20 protein-coding genes are annotated in these 16,873 nt (G+C 73.1%); all 20 read left to right on the top strand.

Translation table 11 applies throughout. From position 1 onward, the window contains the following. Positions 1-31: 31 nt before the first annotated feature. The 20 genes from fabF (at position 32) to ACRAQ3_RS08625 (ending at position 16,821) form a co-directional block, all read left to right on the top strand. On the top strand, positions 32-1,300 hold the full coding sequence (gene fabF, locus ACRAQ3_RS08720) for a beta-ketoacyl-ACP synthase II (RefSeq protein ID WP_432254342.1): 1,269 nt from the start codon (positions 32-34) through the stop codon (positions 1,298-1,300). Beyond that, positions 1,300-2,463 (top strand): endolytic transglycosylase MltG, encoded by a 1,164-nt coding sequence (gene mltG / locus ACRAQ3_RS08715; RefSeq protein ID WP_432254341.1) that lies wholly within the window; start codon positions 1,300-1,302, stop codon positions 2,461-2,463. Before fabF ends, mltG begins: the two co-directional genes overlap by 1 nt. Positions 2,464-2,644: 181 nt before the next feature. Beyond that, positions 2,645-2,977, top strand: a complete 333-nt coding sequence (locus ACRAQ3_RS08710; RefSeq protein ID WP_432254340.1) for a hypothetical protein — start codon at positions 2,645-2,647, stop codon at positions 2,975-2,977. Then, positions 2,880-4,265, top strand: coding sequence for a DNA-packaging protein (locus ACRAQ3_RS08705; RefSeq protein ID WP_432254339.1), 1,386 nt, complete (start codon positions 2,880-2,882; stop codon positions 4,263-4,265). Before ACRAQ3_RS08710 ends, ACRAQ3_RS08705 begins: the two co-directional genes overlap by 98 nt. A 193-nt stretch (positions 4,266-4,458) precedes the next feature. After that, positions 4,459-5,631 carry a phage portal protein gene (locus tag ACRAQ3_RS08700; protein WP_432254338.1) on the top strand — a complete coding sequence of 391 codons (1,173 nt, stop codon included), beginning with the start codon at positions 4,459-4,461 and terminating at the stop codon, positions 5,629-5,631. Next, positions 5,624-5,839 carry a GTA head formation protein, RCAP_rcc01685 family gene (locus ACRAQ3_RS08695; protein WP_432254337.1) on the top strand — a complete coding sequence of 72 codons (216 nt, stop codon included), beginning with the start codon at positions 5,624-5,626 and terminating at the stop codon, positions 5,837-5,839. The genes ACRAQ3_RS08700 and ACRAQ3_RS08695 overlap by 8 nt, the downstream gene beginning before the upstream one ends. Before the next feature lie 11 nt (positions 5,840-5,850). Continuing rightward, complete coding sequence (locus tag ACRAQ3_RS08690; protein ID WP_269397149.1) at positions 5,851-6,399, top strand: HK97 family phage prohead protease; 549 nt, start codon at positions 5,851-5,853, stop codon at positions 6,397-6,399. Next, positions 6,392-7,543, top strand: coding sequence for a phage major capsid protein (locus tag ACRAQ3_RS08685; RefSeq protein WP_432254336.1), 1,152 nt, complete (start codon positions 6,392-6,394; stop codon positions 7,541-7,543). Before ACRAQ3_RS08690 ends, ACRAQ3_RS08685 begins: the two co-directional genes overlap by 8 nt. Before the next feature lie 66 nt (positions 7,544-7,609). After that, positions 7,610-8,209 (top strand): head-tail connector protein, encoded by a 600-nt coding sequence (locus ACRAQ3_RS08680; RefSeq protein WP_432254335.1) that lies wholly within the window; start codon positions 7,610-7,612, stop codon positions 8,207-8,209. Next, a complete protein-coding gene (locus ACRAQ3_RS08675; protein WP_269397152.1) occupies positions 8,206-8,544 on the top strand; it encodes a head-tail adaptor protein in 339 nt (112 codons plus the stop codon). Before ACRAQ3_RS08680 ends, ACRAQ3_RS08675 begins: the two co-directional genes overlap by 4 nt. Beyond that, positions 8,541-8,951, top strand: a complete 411-nt coding sequence (locus ACRAQ3_RS08670; protein ID WP_432254334.1) for a DUF3168 domain-containing protein — start codon at positions 8,541-8,543, stop codon at positions 8,949-8,951. The genes ACRAQ3_RS08675 and ACRAQ3_RS08670 overlap by 4 nt, the downstream gene beginning before the upstream one ends. Before the next feature lie 24 nt (positions 8,952-8,975). Continuing rightward, positions 8,976-9,389 carry a phage major tail protein, TP901-1 family gene (locus ACRAQ3_RS08665; protein ID WP_432254333.1) on the top strand — a complete coding sequence of 138 codons (414 nt, stop codon included), beginning with the start codon at positions 8,976-8,978 and terminating at the stop codon, positions 9,387-9,389. Next, positions 9,389-9,703, top strand: a complete 315-nt coding sequence (locus tag ACRAQ3_RS08660) for a gene transfer agent family protein (RefSeq protein ID WP_432254332.1) — start codon at positions 9,389-9,391, stop codon at positions 9,701-9,703. Before ACRAQ3_RS08665 ends, ACRAQ3_RS08660 begins: the two co-directional genes overlap by 1 nt. Next, a complete protein-coding gene (locus ACRAQ3_RS08655) occupies positions 9,703-9,888 on the top strand; it encodes a rcc01693 family protein (protein WP_269397156.1) in 186 nt (61 codons plus the stop codon). Before ACRAQ3_RS08660 ends, ACRAQ3_RS08655 begins: the two co-directional genes overlap by 1 nt. Further along, positions 9,885-10,529: a phage tail tape measure protein gene (locus ACRAQ3_RS08650; RefSeq protein WP_432254331.1), complete on the top strand. Its 645-nt coding sequence runs from the start codon at positions 9,885-9,887 to the stop codon at positions 10,527-10,529. Before ACRAQ3_RS08655 ends, ACRAQ3_RS08650 begins: the two co-directional genes overlap by 4 nt. Before the next feature lie 11 nt (positions 10,530-10,540). Continuing rightward, entirely contained in the window at positions 10,541-11,173 is a 633-nt protein-coding gene (locus ACRAQ3_RS08645) for a phage distal tail protein, Rcc01695 family (RefSeq protein WP_432254330.1), read from the top strand. Then, the gene (locus tag ACRAQ3_RS08640; protein ID WP_432254329.1) at positions 11,170-12,021 is read left to right on the top strand and encodes a DUF2163 domain-containing protein; all 852 of its coding nucleotides are present in this window, start codon (positions 11,170-11,172) and stop codon (positions 12,019-12,021) included. The genes ACRAQ3_RS08645 and ACRAQ3_RS08640 overlap by 4 nt, the downstream gene beginning before the upstream one ends. A gap of 170 nt (positions 12,022-12,191) precedes the next feature. Beyond that, positions 12,192-12,632, top strand: coding sequence for an NlpC/P60 family protein (locus ACRAQ3_RS08635; protein WP_432256272.1), 441 nt, complete (start codon positions 12,192-12,194; stop codon positions 12,630-12,632). Beyond that, on the top strand, positions 12,632-16,540 hold the full coding sequence (locus ACRAQ3_RS08630; RefSeq protein ID WP_432254328.1) for a baseplate multidomain protein megatron: 3,909 nt from the start codon (positions 12,632-12,634) through the stop codon (positions 16,538-16,540). Before ACRAQ3_RS08635 ends, ACRAQ3_RS08630 begins: the two co-directional genes overlap by 1 nt. Continuing rightward, on the top strand, positions 16,537-16,821 hold the full coding sequence (locus tag ACRAQ3_RS08625; protein WP_085897334.1) for a hypothetical protein: 285 nt from the start codon (positions 16,537-16,539) through the stop codon (positions 16,819-16,821). Before ACRAQ3_RS08630 ends, ACRAQ3_RS08625 begins: the two co-directional genes overlap by 4 nt. The last annotated feature ends 52 nt before the right edge of the window (positions 16,822-16,873 follow it).

The raw sequence follows: 16,873 nt of genomic DNA, 5'->3' as shown, positions 1-16,873 counted from the left end.
GGGCGCGAGTTATTGCGAAGAGGATGGTCAGATGCGGCGAGTGGTCGTGACGGGGCTGGGGCTGGTGACGCCGCTGGCAGACAAGGTCGAGCCGAGCTGGGACGCGATCCTGGCCGGGAAATCCGGCGCGGGCACCATCACCCGCTTCGACGCGAGCCATCTCGCGACGAACTACGCCTGCGAGGTGCCGCGCGGCGAGGATGCCGATCCGTCGGTGCGTTTCGACGCGAACGCCTACATGGAGCCCAAGGAGCAGCGCAAGGTCGACGATTTCATCCTCTATGGCATCGCCGCCGCCCAACAGGCGGTCGAGGACAGCGGCTGGGCGCCCGAGGATGACGAGGCGCGCGAGCGCACCGGGGTGATGATCGGCTCCGGCATCGGCGGGCTGAACTCGATCGCCGAGACGGCGATCCTGATCAAGGAAAAGGGCCCGCGCCGCGTCTCGCCCTTCTTCATTCCCGGCGCGCTGATCAACCTGATCTCGGGCCAGGTCTCGATCCGCTACGGCTTCAAGGGGCCGAACCACTCGGTGGTCACCGCCTGCTCGACCGGCGCGCATGCGATCGGCGACGCGGCGCGGCTGATCAAGTACGGCTCGGCCGACGTGATGGTGGCGGGCGGTGCCGAGGCGGCGATCTCCGAGATCGGCATCGCCGGGTTCAACGCCTGCAAGGCGCTCTCGACCAAGCGGCGCGACGACCCGCAGGCGGCGAGCCGCCCCTATGACGCCGACCGCGACGGTTTCGTCATGGGCGAGGGCGCCGGCATCGTGGTGCTCGAGGAATACGAGCACGCGAAGGCGCGCGGCGCCAAGATCTATGCCGAGGTGCTGGGCTACGGCCTGTCCGGCGACGCCTATCACATCACCGCCCCGTCGGAGGACGGCGAGGGCGGCGAGCGGGCGATGCGCGCCGCGCTCAAGGATGCCGGGATCGCGCCCGAGCGGATCGACTACATCAACGCCCATGGCACCTCGACCATGGCCGACACGATCGAGCTCGGCGCGGTGGAGCGGATGATGGGCGAGGCGGCCTCGAAGGTCACCATGTCCTCGACCAAGTCGATGACCGGCCACCTGCTCGGTGCTGCCGGTGCGATCGAGGCGATCTTCTCCATCCTCGCGATCCGCGACCAGGTCGCGCCGCCGACCATCAACCTCGACAACCCGGCGGTCGAGACCGTCGTCGACCTCGCGCCGAACCAGAAGCGCGAGCGCCGCATCGACTATGCGCTGTCCAACAGCTTCGGCTTCGGCGGCACCAATGCGAGCGTGCTGTTCGGAAAGGTCGCCTCCTGATGTGGCGTCATCTCGCCTCGAACACGATTACCTTCCTGATCGTGGGGCTCGCGGGCGCCGCCGGGGTCATCGCCTGGGGCGTGAACGAGTATTCGGGCGACGGCCCGCTCGAGGCGGCGATCTGCCTGCGGGTCGAGCCGGGCACCAACATGCGCAGCGTCAGCGCCCGGCTCGAAGAGCAGGGCGCGATCGGCTCGGCGCCGATCTTCCGCATCGGTGCCGAGTATTCCGAGAAGGCGGGCCAGCTCAAGGCCGGCAGCCATTTGATCCCCGAGCGGGCCTCGATGGAGCGGATCGTCGACATCGTGACCCGCGGCGGCGCCTCGACCTGCGGCACCGAGATCCTCTACAAGATCGGCGTCAACGCGGTGCTGGCCGAGGTGCGCGAGCTTGACCCGGCGAGTTCGGAATTCAACGAGCTCGCCGAGTTCGACCCGACCGCCGAGGGCGTCGAGATCCCCGAAGCCTATACGGAGATGCGCGGCCGTGCCGATACGCGCTACCGCATCGCCATGGCCGAGGGCGTGACCTCTTGGCAGGTGGTGCAGGCGCTCAACGCGCTCGACACGCTCGAAGGCGATGTCGAGGAGATCCCGGCCGAGGGCAGCCTCGCGCCCGACAGCTACGAGATCGCGCCGGGCACGCAGGTCGAGGCGGTGCTCGACCAGATGGAGGCGGCGCAGGCCGCGATCCTCGCCGAGGCCTGGGAGAACCGCGCCGGCGACCTGCCGCTGGAGAGCCCGGAAGAGGCGCTGATCCTCGCCTCGATCGTCGAGAAGGAGACCGGCATCGCCGCCGAACGCCCGCAGGTCGCGAGCGTCTTCATCAACCGGCTGCGCCAGGGCATGCCGCTGCAGACCGACCCGACGGTGATCTACGGCATCACCGAGGGCAAGGGCGTGCTGGGCCGGGGCCTGCGCCGCAGCGAGCTTCAGGCCGAGACCCCGTGGAACACCTACGTGATCAACGGGCTGCCGCCGACGCCGATCGCCAATCCCGGGCGCGCGGCGATCGAGGCGGCGCTGAACCCGGCGACCACCGACTACGTGTTCTTCGTGGCCGATGGCACCGGCGGCCATGCCTTCGCCGAAACGCTGGCCGAGCATAACAGCAACGTCGCCGAATGGCGCAAGATCGAGGCCGAGCGCGCAGTTCAGAATTGATTTTTCGTAAACGGGCCGGGCGCTTGTAGGGCGCACTTCAACTCGTTTCGATTGACATTCGGCGCGGTATGACCTAGGGTCAAGCACAGGCTGGGAAAGAACGACGAGGCGGCACCGGGGCAACCCGGCGCCGCCTTTTTCATGTCCGCTCCCGGCCGGGACACAGCCGGGAGAATGGAAGATGAGCGAGATGACGGGCCCCTCGGGACCGGACGAAGCCGCGCGCCGCAAGGAATGGGAGGATGCGTGGCTGCTCCTGTCATCGGTGCGGTCGACGCTGGCGGACCTGCTGACGGAGCTACGGTCGGACGCCGTAGCCCCGAAGGACATTCAGAAAAAGATCAGTGACTTGGAGAGCGCTCTTAAGGGGGCGTTCGAGGTCGAGAGGAAGTTCAATGACTGGCTCAGGCGACAGGATGGCGGGCTCGCCGCGGGCGATTTCGATCTCGACGAGGCGCGGCGACGGATCGGTTGCCGGCTGGATCGCCTGCGCGCCTGCTGCCGCGAGGGCTGAGTTTCTCGACGGGCTCGGGCCGGTCGAGCTGGCGGCGCTGCCATGGCTCTTCGACCTCTGGGCGCTGCCGCATCAACTGCCGCCCGCAGGCGACTGGCGCACATGGGTGATCCTTGGCGGGCGCGGCGCGGGCAAGACCCGCGCCGGCGCCGAATGGGTCCGCGCGCAGGTCGAGGGCGCGCGCCCCGGCGCACCGGGACCTGCGCGCCGGGTGGCGCTTCTGGGCGAGACGCTCGACCAGGCGCGCGAGGTGATGGTGTTCGGCGACAGCGGCATCATGGCCTGTTCACCGCCCGATCGCCGCCCCGAATGGAGCGCGACGCGGCGGATGCTGACATGGCCCAACGGCGCGGTGGCGCAGCTCTTTTCGGCGCATGATTACGAGGCGCTGCGCGGCCCGCAATTCGACGCGGCTTGGGCCGACGAGCTGGCCAAGTGGAAACGCGGGCAGGCGGCTTGGGACATGCTGCAATTCGGGCTGCGGCTGGGCGATCCGCGCGCCTGCGTCACCACGACGCCGCGCAACGTGGCGGTGCTGCGCGACCTGCTGGCCGCCGACAGCACCGTCACCACCCATGCGCCGACCGCCGCCAACGCGGCGAACCTCGCCCAGGGGTTCCTCGACGAGATGGCCCGTCGCTACGCCGGCACCCGGCAGGGCCGGCAGGAGCTCGACGGGGTGCTGCTGGCGGATGCCGAGGGCGCGCTGTGGACCGCCGATATGTTGGCCGCCTGCACGGTCGAGACAGCGCCCGCCCTCGACCGCGTCGTCGTCGCCGTCGACCCTTCGGTGAGCGGTCATGCCGGCTCGGACGCCTGCGGCATCGTCGTGGCCGGCGCCGTGACCCAGGGGCCGCCGCAGGACTGGCGCGCCTTCGTGCTCGAGGATGCCACGGTGGCGGCGGCCTCGCCGCATGGCTGGGCCCGCGCCGCCTGCGCGGCGATGGCGCGGCACGAGGCCGGGCGGATGGTCGCCGAGGTGAACCAGGGCGGCGCGCTGGTCGAGGCGGTGGTGCGCCAGATCGATCCCCTGGTGCCGTTCAGGGCGCTGCATGCCAGCCGGGGCAAGGCGCGCCGGGCCGAGCCGGTCGCGGCGCTCTACGAGCAGGGCCGCGTGCATCACCTGCGCGGTCTCGGTGCGCTCGAGGATCAGATGGCGCAGATGACGGCGCGGGGTTTCGTCGGATCGGGCTCGCCCGACCGGGTGGACGCGCTGGTCTGGGCGCTGCACGAGCTGATGATCCTGCCGGCCAAGCAATGGCGCCGCCCGCGTCTGCGGCAGCTCTGAGGCCCGACTCCCGGGCCCGACTTTGTTCCGAAAATACGCGCGGGGGAGCCGCGGCACGCGGCGGGGGCGGCAGCCCCTCCACCCCTGGCCGTTGCGCCCCGGGCCGGACCACCGTTCGCGCCGTTCCGGCTTTCCCAACCCGGCGCTGCCATTCTCCCTCCCGAGCCAGGAAGACGACCAGCGGGGGGCGGCGATGTTCGAGTTTCTCAAGCGCGGCAAGGGGGCGCCCGAGGCCAAGGCCTCGGCGGCGGGGCGCTGCCTCGCATGGCCCGGGGCGGGCCGCCCGGCCTGGAGCGCGCGCGACACCGGATCGCTCACCCGGGCGGGCTTTCTGGGCAACCCGGTGGGGTTTCGCGCGGTCCGGCTCATCTCCGAGGCGGCGTCGGCGCTGCCCTTGATGCTGCAGGACCGGGGCCGCCGCTACGACGGGCACCCGGCGCTGGCGCTCCTGGCGCGGCCCAACCCCGGACAGGGCCGGGCCGAGATGATCGAGGCGCTGGTCGGTCAGATCCTGCTCACCGGCAACGGCTATGTCGAGGCGGTGGGCGCCGAGGGGCTGCCCTATGAGCTGCACGTGCTGCGCTCGGAGCGCATGGCGCTGGTGCCCGGCGCGGATGGCTGGCCCACGGCCTATGAATATGCCGCCGGCGGCGCCAAGCACCGCTTCACGGTGACGGATGGCCTCTCGCCGATCTGCCACATCAAGAGCTTTCACCCGCAGGACGACCATTACGGTCTCTCGGCGCTCACCGCCGCCGCCAGCGCGATCGACGTGCACAACGCCGCTTCGGCGTGGTCAAAGGCGCTTCTCGACAACGCCGCGCGCCCCTCTGGCGCCATCGTCTATCGCGGCGCCGACGGGCAGGCGGGGCTGACCCCCGATCAATACGACCGGCTGGTCGAGGAGATGGAAAGCCAGCACCAGGGCGCGCGCAACGCCGGCCGACCGATGCTGCTCGAGGGCGGGCTCGACTGGAAGCCGATGGGCTTCAGCCCCTCCGACATGGAGTTCCAGAAGACCAAGGAGGCCGCGGCGCGCGAGATCGCGCTGGCCTTCGGGGTGCCGCCGATGATCCTCGGGATCCCGGGCGACGCCACCTATGCCAATTACCAGGAGGCCAACCGCGCCTTCTACCGGCTGACCGTGCTGCCGCTGATGACGCGGGTCGCGGCGGCCCTGGCCGAGTGGCTGTCGGATTTCGCGGGCGAGCGGTTCGAGCTTCGGGTCGATCTCGACCAAGTGCCCGCCTTGGCCGCCGAGCGCGACGGCCAGTGGCGCCGCGTCTCGGAGGCGCTGTTCCTGACCGATGCGGAAAAACGCGCGCTGCTGGGCCTGCCCGCGCGCGAGGTCGGCTCGGATGGATGATCTGCGCGAACATCGCTTCGCCTGCGCGCCGGGCCTCAGAATCGAGGCGCATGAGCGGCTCGTGGCGCTGCAATTCGCGCAGGTGGCCGCGACGCTGGAGCGGATCGAGGCGGTGATGGAGCGGCTGGAGCGCCGGCTCTGGCTCGCCGTCTACGGCGTCGTCGCGGCGATCGGCGCGCAGGCGGCGCAGGGGATCGTGGGGCTTTGAGGGAGGGATTGATGGAGCTGGAACGCAAGTTCTGCGCGGGCGGCACGGATCGCACCGGGCCGCTGGAGATCGGCGAGGGGGCGGTGATCTCGGGCTACGCCTCGCTGTTCGGCCGCGCCGACCAGGGCGGCGACGTGGTGGCGCCGGGCGCCTATGCCGCCTCGCTGAAGCGGCTGGAGGGCTGTGGCGGCCGGGTGCGGATGCTGTGGCAGCACGACCCGGCGCGCCCGATCGGCGTCTGGGACGAGGTGCGCGAGGACGGCACGGGCCTATGGGTCAAGGGCCGGATCCTCACGGAGGTGGCGCAGGGCCGCGAGGCGGCGGCGCTGGTGGCGGCGGGGGCGATCGACGGGCTGTCGATCGGCTACCGGACGCGGCGATCGAGCAAGGCGGGCACGGGCCGCAGGCTCGACGAGCTGGAGCTGTGGGAGGTGTCGCTGGTGACCTTCCCGATGCTGCGCGAGGCGCGGGTCGGCACCAAGCGGTCGGGCGCGCTCCTGGCGAAGATACGGGCGGCGCGGGGCGCGCTCGGGGGACGAGAGGGGGAACGCGATGCGTGACGACGACGACGAGCTTGGCCGCGAGATCGGCGGGCTGATGGAAGAGCTGGGCCGGTTCTCGGCCGAGATCCGAACGAAACTCAAGGCACAGGACGACCGGATGACCCGACTGGACCGCAAGACCGCGCTCGCCGCGCGCAGCCCGCTCGAAGCCAAGGCCGCAGGCCAGCCGCACCGCGCCGCCTTTGGCGCCTATCTGCGCACCGGCGAGGATGAGGGGCTGCGCGGGCTCGGGCTCGAGGGCAAGGCGATGAGCACCACCGTGGCGGCCGATGGCGGCTATCTCGTCGATCCGCAGACCGCCGAGCGGGTGCGCGGCGTGCTCGGCGCGACCGCCTCGCTGCGCGCCATCGCCAGCGTCGTGGCGGTGGATGCCGGCTCCTACGACGTGCTGATCGACCATGCCGAGCCGGGCGCCGGCTGGGCCGACGAGACCTCGGCGCGGACCGAGACCGGCACGCCGCAGATCGACCGGATCAACATCCCGCTGCACGAGCTTTCGGCGCTGCCCAAGACCTCGCAGCGACTGCTGGACGACAGCGCCTTCGACATCGAGGGCTGGCTCGCGGGCCGGATCGCCGACACCTTCGCGCGGGCCGAGGCCGCGGCCTTCGTCTCGGGCAACGGCGTCGACAAGCCGCGCGGCATCCTCGACTACCCGCGGGTCGATGATGACGGCTGGGCCTGGAACAGCCTCGGCTATGTCGCGACCGGCACCGATGGCGGCTTCGACGCCGCGAACCCGGCCGAGGCGGTGATCGACCTCGTCTACCGGCTCGGCGCGCCGTATCGCGCGGGCGCGAGCTTCGTGATGAACTCGCGCACCGCCGGCGCGCTGCGCAAGCTCAAGGACGCCGATGGCCGGTTCCTGTGGTCCGACGGCCTTTCAGCGGGGGAACCGGCGCGGCTCCTGGGCTACCCGGTGCTGATCGCCGAGGACATGCCCGACATCGCCTCCGACACCTGCGCTGTGGCCTTCGGCAATTTCGAGGCCGGCTACACCATCGCCGAGCGGCCCGACCTGCGGGTGCTGCGCGATCCGTTCTCGGCCAAGCCGCACGTCATCTTCTACGCGACCAAGCGGGTCGGCGGCGCGGTGAGCGATTTCGCGGCGATCAAGCTGCTGAAATTCGGCATCGCCTGATGCGGGGGGCCGGGCCGCGCGACGACGCGGCCCGGCATCATGGCTGCGACCGCGAAAGGACGGGTGATGAGACTGATCGAGACGGGCGCTGTGCCCGAGGCGGCGCTGCCGGTCGAGGGCTTTCGCGCGCATCTGCGGATCGGCACCGGCTTTGCCGAGGCCGGGTTGCAGGACGCGGCGCTGGCGGGGTTCCTGCGCGCGGCGATCGCCGCGATCGAGGGCCGCACCGGCAAGGTGCTGCTGGCGCGCGGCTTCGTGCTGGAGGTCGGGCGCTGGCGCGACGCGCGGCGGCTGGCGCTGTCGGTGGCGCCGCTGCGCGCGGTGACGGCGTTCGAGATCGTCGACGCGCAGGGCGTGGCCGTGGCCGTCGCCCCCGAGCGCTGGCAGGCGGTAATGGACGACCAGCGGCCGCATCTCCTGCCCGTCGCGGCGGGCTGGCCGGGCATACCGCAGGGCGGCACCGCGCGCATCGGCTTCGAGGCGGGTTACGGGGCGCATTGGTCCGAGATCCCCGCCGATCTGGCGCAGGCGGTGATGATGCTGGCGGCGCATTACCACGAATACCGGCATGACACCGCGCTCGGTCCGGGCTGCATGCCGTTCGGCGTCACCGCGCTGACCGAGCGGTTCCGGGCGCTGCGGCTTTCGGCGGGGGGCGGAGCATGAGGCCGGTGCGGCTGAACCGGGCACTCCTGCTCGAAGCGCCCCGGCGCGCCCCCGACGGCGCTGGCGGGTTCGAGCGTGGCTGGACCGCGCTGGGCACGCTCTGGGCCTCGGTCGAGGCCCGTTCCGGGCGCGATCTCGACGGCATGGGCGCGGCGCTGAGCCGGGTCAGGCTGCGCATCGTCACCCGCGCCGCGCCGCCGGGCTCGACGATGCGCCCGGCGCCCGAGCAGCGCTTTCGCGAGGGGGCGCGGATCTTCGCGATCCGCGCGGTGCGCGAGCTCGACGCCGAGGGGCGCTATCTCCTGTGCGAGGCCGAAGAGGAGGTGGCGCGATGAGCTACGCGGTCTCGGCGGCGCTGCAAGCCGCGATCCATGCGCGGCTGGCGGCGCATCCGCCCCTGGCCGACCTGCTGGGCGCCGCGATCTACGACGCGTTGCCCGCCGGGCCGCTGCCGCCGCTCTACGCGGTGCTCGGCCCCGAAACGGCGCGCGACCGCTCCGACGGCACGGCGGCGGGGGCGCTGCACGACATCACGGTGAGCGTGGTCAGCGACGCGGCCGGGTTCCGAAGCGCCAAGCTGGCGGCGGCGGCGATCTGCGACGCGCTGGCGGGCACCGCGCCCGCGCTGGATCGCGGGCGGCTGGTGGGGCTGTGGTTCCTGCGCGCCCGGGCCAAGCGGATCGGCAGCGGCGAGGCGCGGCGCATCGACCTGGTGTTCCGCGCACGCAGCGAGGACATCTGAACACAAGCGAGGGAGGGCCAGAGGATGGCGGCTCAGAACGGCAGGGATCTCCTGCTCAAGATCGACATGACCGGCGACGGGCTGTTCGAGACCATGGCAGGGCTGCGCGCGACGCGGCTCACGCTCAACGCGCAGAGCGTCGACATCACCCATCTGGGCAGCGAGGGCTGGCGCGAGCTTCTGGGCGGTGCCGGCATGCGCTCGGCCGCCGTGGCGGGCTCGGGCGTGTTCCGCGACGCCTCGACCGACGCCCGGGCGCGGGCAATCTTCTTCGCGGGCGAGACGCCGGATTTCCAGCTGGTGATCCCCGGTTTCGGCACCATGACCGGGCCGTTCCAGATCGCCTCGATCGACTATGCCGGCAGCCATGACGGCGAGGCCAGCTTCGAGATCGCGCTGGTCTCGGCCGGGCCGCTCGCCTTCGAGGCGGCGCCCTGATGGCCAATCCGCGCGCCGGCGAGGTGGCGCTGATCCTCGACGGGCGGCGCCATGTCATGAAGCTGAGCCTCGGCGCGCTGGCCGAGCTGGAGGAGAGCCTCGGTGCCGACAGCATCGCGGCGCTGGTGGCGCGGCTCGAAGGCGGCGCGGTGTCGGCGCGCGACGTCATGGCGCTGATCGTCGCGGGGCTCCGGGGCGGCGGCTGGCCCGGCCGGGCCGCCGATCTGGTGGCGGCCGAGATCGAGGGCGGGCCGGTCGAGGCGGCGCGCCTTGCCGCGCTCTTGGTGGCGCGCGCCTTCGGGGAGATCGGCTGATGCGGCTCGACTGGGCGGCGATGATGCGGGCGGGGATCGGCGGGCTCGGGCTCAGGCCGTCCGAGTTCTGGGCGCTGACCCCGGCCGAGCTGCGGCTGATGCTGGGCCCGCCCGGGCCCGCGCCGATGGACCGGGCCCGCTTCGAGGCGCTGTGCCGCGAGCATCCTGACGGGGAGAGGACATGACCGAGGACGAGTTCGAGGCGCTGGAACGCGCCATGGAGGAGGCGGGCGGCGTCGCCGAGAGCTTCTCGCGCGAGCTGGAGCGGATGCGCGCCGGGCTGAGCGAGACGACGCGCGATCTCGGCCGGCTGGAGCGCGGCATTTCCGGCGGCATCCGCCGCGCCATCGACGGCGTGCTGTTCGAGGGCCGCTCGGTCGGCGGCGCGCTCAAGGGGCTGGCGGGGAGCATGTCGGGCACCGTCTACGGCAACGCGATGCGGCCCGTGACCGACCGGCTCGGCGGGATGCTGGCGCAGGGGGTGAACGGGCTGGTGGCGGGGCTGATGCCCTTCGCCGAGGGCGGTGCCTTCGCGGGCGGGCGGGTCACGCCATTCGCCCGTGGCGGCGTGGTCTCGGGGCCGGTGGCCTTTCCGATGCGCGGCGGCGCCGGGCTGATGGGCGAGGCGGGGCCGGAGGCGATCCTGCCGCTGGCGCGCGGCGCCGACGGCCGGCTCGGCGTCGCCGCGGGCGGCGGCGGCGGCGGCGGCGCGGCGCAGGTCACGGTCAACATATCCACGCCCGACATCGAGGGGTTCCGCCGCTCGCGCGGGCAGGTGGCGGCGCAGATCGCCCGCGCGGTCGATCGCGGCCGCCGCGACAGGTGAGGGAGGCGAATATGGGGTTCCACGATGTGAGATTTCCCGTGGCGCTGAGCTTCGGTGCCTTCGGCGGGCCGGAGCGGCGCTGCGAGATCGTCACCCTCGCCAATGGTTTCGAGGAGCGCAACAGCCCCTGGGCGCATGCGCGGCGGCGCTACGATGCCGGGCTTGGGCTGCGCGCGCTCGAGGATGTCGAGACGGTGATGGGCTTCTTCGAGGCGCGGCGCGGCCCGCTCTTCGGGTTTCGCTGGAAGGATTGGCTCGACTTCCGCTCGGCCCCGGCGGCGCGGCCGGTCGAACCGCTCGACCAGCAGATCGGCTTCGGCGACGACACCACGACGGCGTTCCAGCTGGTCAAGCGCTATGGCGACGGCCCGAGCCCCTATCTGCGCCCCATCGCCAAGCCGATCGCGGGCAGCGTCCGGGTCGCGGTGGGCGGCGACGAGATCGGCCCGGGCGAGGGGGTCGAGGTGGATCACGCCACGGGGCTGGTGCGCTTCGCGGTGCCGCCCGCCATGGGCGAGATCGTCACCGCCGGGTTCGAGTTCGACGTGCCGGCGCGGTTCGACACCGAGACGCTGTCGGGATCGGTCGCGGGGTTCCGGGCCGGGACGGTGCCGGAGATCCCGGTGGTGGAGATCCGGCTGTGAGCGGGCTCGAGGGCCATCTCGCGAGCGGGGTGACGACGCTCTGCCGCGCCTGGGCGCTCAGGCGCGCCGACGGGCTGGAGCGCGGCTTTACCGATCACGACCGGGCGCTGTCCTTCGAGGGCATCGCGTTCCGCCCCGAGACGGGGATGAGCGCCAGCGCGCTGGTGCAGGGCGCGGGGCTCGCGGCCGATACCGGCGAGGCGCTGGGCGCGATCTCGGATGCGGGGATCACCGAGGCCGAGATCGCCGAAGGCCGGCTCGACGGGGCCGAGCTGCGGCTCTGGCGGGTCAACTGGGCGGCGCCCGAGCAGCGGCTGCTGGAGTTCCGGGGGCGCCTGGGCGAGATCCGCCGCGACGGCACGCTGTTCCGGGCCGAGCTGCGCGGGCTCTCGGACCTGCTGAACCAACCGCTGGGCCGGGTCTACCAGCCGCGCTGCGACGCCTGCCTCGGCGATGCGCGCTGCGGGGTCGATCTCGACCAGCCCGGTGTTTCGGTGGCGCGCCCGCTCGGCGCGGCGGAGGGCGCCCGGCTGCGCCTCGACTGGCCCGACGGGCCGGTGGCGGGCTGGTTCGCCCATGGCCGGGTCGAGGTGCTGGACGGGCCCGGCGCCGGGCTCGCGGCGGCGATCCGCGAGGACCGGATCGAGGCGGGCGCGCGGATCCTCGACCTGTGGCGGCCCGTCGGCGCCGACCTCGCGCCCGGCACGGCGCTGCGCCTCGTCGCGGGCTGCGACAAGCGGGGCGAGACCTGTCGTCTGAAATTCGACAATTTCCTGAATTTCCGAGGCTTCCCGCATCTGCCGGGGGCGGACTGGCTGATGGCGGTGCCACGGGCGGGCGGCGCGTGAGGCGGGTCACTACGAAGGCGTGCGGGGAAGGCGTGCCGAAGGCGTGCGGGGAAGGCGTGCCAGTGGCAGGCGCAGGCGTTTCGCCATGTGCAGAGGTCTTGCCCGGTTCAGGCAGGGAAATCCTGCCGAACGCGCGTAAGAAATCCTCGCCAAGGGCGGGCGCGGGATCGCTGCCGGGGGCGGGCGACCGGATCGTGGCCGCGGCGCGGCTCTGGATCGGCACGCCCTATCTGCACGGGGCCGCGCGGCGCGGCGCGGGTTGCGACTGCCTCGGGCTGGTGCGCGGCGTCTGGGTGGCGCTGGCGGGCGCCGAGCCCGAGCCCGTGCCCGCCTATCCGCGCCACGAGGCGCGGGGCGGCGAGGTGCTGCGCGACGCGGCGCGGCGGCATCTGCGCGAGATCCCGTTCGCCGAGGCCCGGCCCGGCGACCTGCTGCTGTTCCGGCTGCGGGCCGGGATGGCGGCGCGGCATCTGGGGCTGCTCTCGGGGCCGCCCGAGGCCCCGCGCTTCATCCACGCCTATGAGGGGCATGGCGTGGTCGAGAGCCCGCTGACCCCGCCATGGCGGCGGCGCATCGCCGCCGGTTTCGCATTGACGGAAAGGATCGGCTGATGGCGACCATCGTGTTCGGAGCGGCGGGGATGGCCCTTGGCGGCGCCGTCGGCGGCAGCCTCATGGGGTTGTCGGGCGCAGTGCTGGGCCGCGCGGGCGGCGCGGCGCTGGGCCGGGCGATCGACGCGCGGCTCCTGGGATCGGGGGCCGATCCGGTCGAGACCGGGCGGGTCGACCGGTTCCGCCTCACCGGCGCGGGCGAGGGCGAGCCGATCGCCCGGCTCTGGGGCCGGATGCGGATCGGCGGGCAGGTGATCTGGGCCTCTGATTTCGAAGAGCGCCGCGCCAGTTCGGGCGGCGGCAAGGGCGCGCCGCGCCCGGAGGTGGTCGAGTATTCCTATACGGTGAGCCTCGCCATCGGGCTCTGCGAGGGGCCGGTGCGCCGGGTGGCGCGGATCTGGGCCGACGGGGTCGAGCTGGGCCGCGACGAGATCACGTGGCGGCTGCACGAGGGCCGCGAGGACCAGCGGCCGGATGCGAAGATCGAGGCGGTCGAGGGCATCGGCCGCGCGCCCGCCTATCGCGGGCTGGCCTATGTGGTGATCGAGGATCTCGACCTCGCGCGCTTCGGCAACCGGGTGCCGCAGTTCTCCTTCGAGGTGCTGCGCCCCGCCGACGTGTCGGACCCCGCCCGGGCCGAGGACATCGCCCGTCTCGTGCGCGGCGTCGCGGTGATCCCCGGCACCGGCGAATACGCGCGGGCGACGAGCCCGGTGCATGTCGCCTCGGGCTTTGCCGAGCGGAGGCCCGCCAACCTGCACGGGCCCTCGGGGCCGAGCGACGCCGAGGCCGCGCTCGACGATCTGGTCGAGGAGCTGCCCGAATGCCGCGCCGCCTCGCTGGTGGTGTCGTGGTTCGGCGATGACCTGCGCGCCGGGCATTGCACGATCCGCCCCAAGGTCGAGCGCCGCGAGACCGAGGGCGAGGAGATGCCGTGGCGGGTCTCGGGGCTGGACCGCGCGGGCGCGATGGCGGTGCCGCGCGTCGAGGACCGGCCGGTCTATGGCGGCACGCCCTCGGACCTCTCGGTGATCGGGGCGATCCGGGCGATGGCGGCGCGCGGGCTGGAGGTGACCTATTACCCCTTCATCCTGATGGACCAGCTGCCGGGCAACGGCCTGCCCGATCCGTGGGGCGGGACCGAGCAGGCCGCCTTGCCGTGGCGCGGCCGGATCAGCACCGCGCGCGCGCCGGGGCAGCCGGGAACCACCGACCGGACGGCGGCGGCCGAGGCCGAGGTCGCGGCCTTCTTCGGCGCGGCGCGGGCCTCGGATTTCACGATCACGCCGGACGGGCCGGTCTATGAGGGCCCCGAGGATTGGGGGCTCAGGCGCTTCGTGCTGCATCAGGCGCATCTGTGCGCCATGGCGGGCGGGGTCGAGGCGTTCTGCATCGGCTCGGAGCTGGTGGCGCTCACCACGATCCGGGGGGCGGGCGACAGCTACCCCGCCGTGGAGGCGCTGCGCGATCTGGCGGCCGAGCTGCGCGGCATCCTGGGGCGGGACGTGAAGCTCTCCTACGCCGCCGACTGGACCGAATATCACGGCCACCAGCCCGGCGGGGCGACCAAGCGGTTCCACCTCGACCCGCTCTGGGCCGACCCGGAGATCGATTTCATCGGCATCGACAACTACATGCCGCTCTCGGACTGGCGCGACGGCACCGATCACCTCGACGCGGCGCGGCACCGCTCGATCTACGATCTCGACTATCTCGCGGGCAATGTCGCGGGCGGCGAGGGCCATGACTGGTACTACCATTCGCCCGAGGCCCGCGTGGCCCAGATCCGCACGCCGATCACCGATGGCCACGGCGAGCCGTGGGTCTGGCGCTACAAGGACCTCAAGGGCTGGTGGGGCAACCCGCATCACGAGCGGATCGACGGGGTGCGGCAGTCGCAGCCCACCGCGTGGCGGCCGGGATCGAAGCCCATTCGCTTCACCGAGCTGGGCTGCGCCGCCGTGGACCGGGGCAGCAACCAGCCCAACAAGTTCATCGATCCGAAATCCTCCGAATCGGCGCTGCCCTACCATTCGCGCGGCCATCGCGACGAGCGGATCCAGATGCAGTATCTGCGCGCCGTGCATCGGCATTTCGCCGATCCGGGGGCGAACCCGGTCTCGGAGATCTACGGCGCGCCGATGCTCGACACCGACCGGATGCTGGTCTGGGCCTGGGACCTGCGGCCCTATCCCTGGTTTCCGGGGCTGTCGGAGATCTGGAGCGACGGCGCGAACTGGGCGCGCGGCCACTGGATCACCGGGCGCACCGCGCATCGCGACCTCGCCTCGGTGGTGGCGGACATCTGCGCCGAGGCGGGGGTGAGCGAGATCGACACCTCGCGGTTGCACGGGCTGGTGCGCGGCTATCTCGCCCGGAGCCAGCAGAGCGCGCGGGCGATGTTGCAGCCCTTGATGCTGGCGCATGGCTTCGACGCGGTCGAACGCGAGGGGCGGCTGGTGTTCCGCAGCCGCGACGGGCTGGCGGACGCCGCGCTCGATCCCGCGGGGCTGGTGCGCGTGTCGCCGGAGATGCCGGTTCTGGAGATCGCGCGCGAGGCCGGCGCGGCGCTGCCCGACCGGGTGCGGCTGGGCTATGTCGCGGCCGAAACCGGGGCCACGGGCAGCGTCGAGGCGGCGCCGCCGGGCGACGCGGCGCGCCATGTCGAGGCGGCCGAGCTGCCGATGGTTCTGACCCGGGCCGAGGCGCAGGCCATGGCCGCGCGCTGGCTGGCGGAGATGCGGCTCGGGCGCGAGCGCGCCGAGTTCGCGTTGCCGCCCTCGGCGCATGGCCTCGGCCCCGGCGATGTGGTCGAGATCGCGGGCGAGGATGGCGGAGAGGGCGGCGCCTGGCGGATCGAGCGGCTGGAGCGGACGCGTTTTGCCGCGATCGAGGCGGTGCGCACCGCGCCGGGGCTCTACCTGCCGCAGCCCGCCGAGGACGAGGCCGGGGCCCCCGGCGCCCATGTCCCGCCGGTGCCGGTGGAGGGGGTGTTCCTCGACCTGCCGCTGCTCACCGGGGAGGAGGTGCCGCACGCGCCGCATTTCGCGGCCACGGCGCGGCCATGGCCCGGCGCGGTGGCGCTGGTCTCGGGCGTCGAGGATGCCGATCACCGGCTCGACCTGACGCAGCCCCTGGCCGCCACCATCGGCACGACATTGACGCCGCTCGCCGCCGCGCCTGCCGGGCTGTGGGATCGCGGCCCGGCGCTGCGGCTGCGGCTGGCGCAGGGGCAGCTGACCGGGGCCAGCCGGGCGGCGGTGCTGGCGGGGGCCAACCTCATGGCGATCGGCGATGGCGAGAGTGATCACTGGGAGTTGCTGCAATTCCTGCGGGCCGATCCGCTGGAGCCGGGGGTCTTCGAGGTCTCGATGCGGCTCAGGGGGCAGGCGGGGACCGACGCGGTGATGCCCGACATCTGGCCCGCGGGCAGCCGCGTCGTGCTGCTCGACGGCGTGCCGCGCCAAGTCGCGCTGCCGGACGCGGCGCGCGGGCTGACCCGCCATTACCGCTATGGCCCGGCGCGGCGGCCGCTGACCGATCCGAGCTGGCTGCACGCGGCGCGGGCCTTTTCGGGCGTCGGGCTCAGGCCCTGGGCGCCGGTGCATCTGCGGGCGCGGCAAACCGGCGGCGATCTCGCGATCTCTTGGATCCGGCGGGCGCGGATCGGCGGCGATGGCTGGGCGGGGCGCGAGGTGCCGCTGGGCGAGGCGCGCGAGGCCTACCTGCTGCGCATCTCGGCCAATGGCGTGTTGCTGCGCGAGGCGGAGCTCGGCGCGCCGGGCTACGCCTACACGGCGGCGATGCGCATGGCCGACGGCGCGGCCGGGCCGCTCGTGGTGCAGGTGGCGCAGATCTCGGAGGCGTTCGGGCCGGGCCCCTTCGCCGACATCGCGGTGGCGGGATGAGGCCGATCCTGCCGGGATGCCTCGACCGGGCGGTGGCGGCGCTGCTCGCCGCGCCGCCCGAGGGGCGCGCGGGGCTGGCGCTGCGGATCGTGTCGGAGGCGCGCGCCGCCGATGCCTGGCGCAAGCGGCGCGGCCGGGCGCATCCGCTCTGGGGCGACGGTTCGCTGATGTCGGCGGCGCTGCGGCACCCGGCGCGGCCGCTGCCGCCATCGCTGGGCCGCGAGGCGCGGGCGGCGCTGCGGCAGGTGCTCGATGCACTTGACGGCTCCTCCGGCCTTTGATCTTGGCCGGGAGGCCCTATCTGGGCTAGACAGGACGCGGCATCAGGAGGCC

The sequence above is a fragment of the Limimaricola sp. AA108-03 genome (genome assembly GCF_050847355.1).
Classification (GTDB): Bacteria; Pseudomonadota; Alphaproteobacteria; order Rhodobacterales; family Rhodobacteraceae; genus Limimaricola.
The sequence above is the reverse complement of the archived record's forward strand: the minus strand, read 5'-3'. Positions and strand labels throughout refer to the sequence as shown.

What these genes read in the sequence shown, in the direction of transcription:
- ACRAQ3_RS08695 (WP_432254337.1), top strand. Translation starts at nt 5,624, where the DNA reads ATGGATGATCTGCGCGAACATCGCTTCGCCTGCGCGCCGGGCCTCAGA.
- mltG (WP_432254341.1), top strand. Translation starts at nt 1,300, where the DNA reads ATGTGGCGTCATCTCGCCTCGAACACGATTACCTTCCTGATCGTGGGG.
- ACRAQ3_RS08670 (WP_432254334.1), top strand. Translation starts at nt 8,541, where the DNA reads ATGAGCTACGCGGTCTCGGCGGCGCTGCAAGCCGCGATCCATGCGCGG.
- ACRAQ3_RS08680 (WP_432254335.1), top strand. Translation starts at nt 7,610, where the DNA reads ATGAGACTGATCGAGACGGGCGCTGTGCCCGAGGCGGCGCTGCCGGTC.
- ACRAQ3_RS08665 (WP_432254333.1), top strand. Translation starts at nt 8,976, where the DNA reads ATGGCGGCTCAGAACGGCAGGGATCTCCTGCTCAAGATCGACATGACC.
- ACRAQ3_RS08655 (WP_269397156.1), top strand. Translation starts at nt 9,703, where the DNA reads ATGCGGCTCGACTGGGCGGCGATGATGCGGGCGGGGATCGGCGGGCTC.
- ACRAQ3_RS08700 (WP_432254338.1), top strand. Translation starts at nt 4,459, where the DNA reads ATGTTCGAGTTTCTCAAGCGCGGCAAGGGGGCGCCCGAGGCCAAGGCC.
- ACRAQ3_RS08645 (WP_432254330.1), top strand. Translation starts at nt 10,541, where the DNA reads ATGGGGTTCCACGATGTGAGATTTCCCGTGGCGCTGAGCTTCGGTGCC.
- ACRAQ3_RS08690 (WP_269397149.1), top strand. Translation starts at nt 5,851, where the DNA reads ATGGAGCTGGAACGCAAGTTCTGCGCGGGCGGCACGGATCGCACCGGG.
- ACRAQ3_RS08710 (WP_432254340.1), top strand. Translation starts at nt 2,645, where the DNA reads ATGAGCGAGATGACGGGCCCCTCGGGACCGGACGAAGCCGCGCGCCGC.
- ACRAQ3_RS08630 (WP_432254328.1), top strand. Translation starts at nt 12,632, where the DNA reads ATGGCGACCATCGTGTTCGGAGCGGCGGGGATGGCCCTTGGCGGCGCC.
- ACRAQ3_RS08625 (WP_085897334.1), top strand. Translation starts at nt 16,537, where the DNA reads ATGAGGCCGATCCTGCCGGGATGCCTCGACCGGGCGGTGGCGGCGCTG.
- ACRAQ3_RS08650 (WP_432254331.1), top strand. Translation starts at nt 9,885, where the DNA reads ATGACCGAGGACGAGTTCGAGGCGCTGGAACGCGCCATGGAGGAGGCG.
- fabF (WP_432254342.1), top strand. Translation starts at nt 32, where the DNA reads ATGCGGCGAGTGGTCGTGACGGGGCTGGGGCTGGTGACGCCGCTGGCA.
- ACRAQ3_RS08705 (WP_432254339.1), top strand. Translation starts at nt 2,880, where the DNA reads ATGGCGGGCTCGCCGCGGGCGATTTCGATCTCGACGAGGCGCGGCGAC.
- ACRAQ3_RS08685 (WP_432254336.1), top strand. Translation starts at nt 6,392, where the DNA reads ATGCGTGACGACGACGACGAGCTTGGCCGCGAGATCGGCGGGCTGATG.
- ACRAQ3_RS08675 (WP_269397152.1), top strand. Translation starts at nt 8,206, where the DNA reads ATGAGGCCGGTGCGGCTGAACCGGGCACTCCTGCTCGAAGCGCCCCGG.
- ACRAQ3_RS08660 (WP_432254332.1), top strand. Translation starts at nt 9,389, where the DNA reads ATGGCCAATCCGCGCGCCGGCGAGGTGGCGCTGATCCTCGACGGGCGG.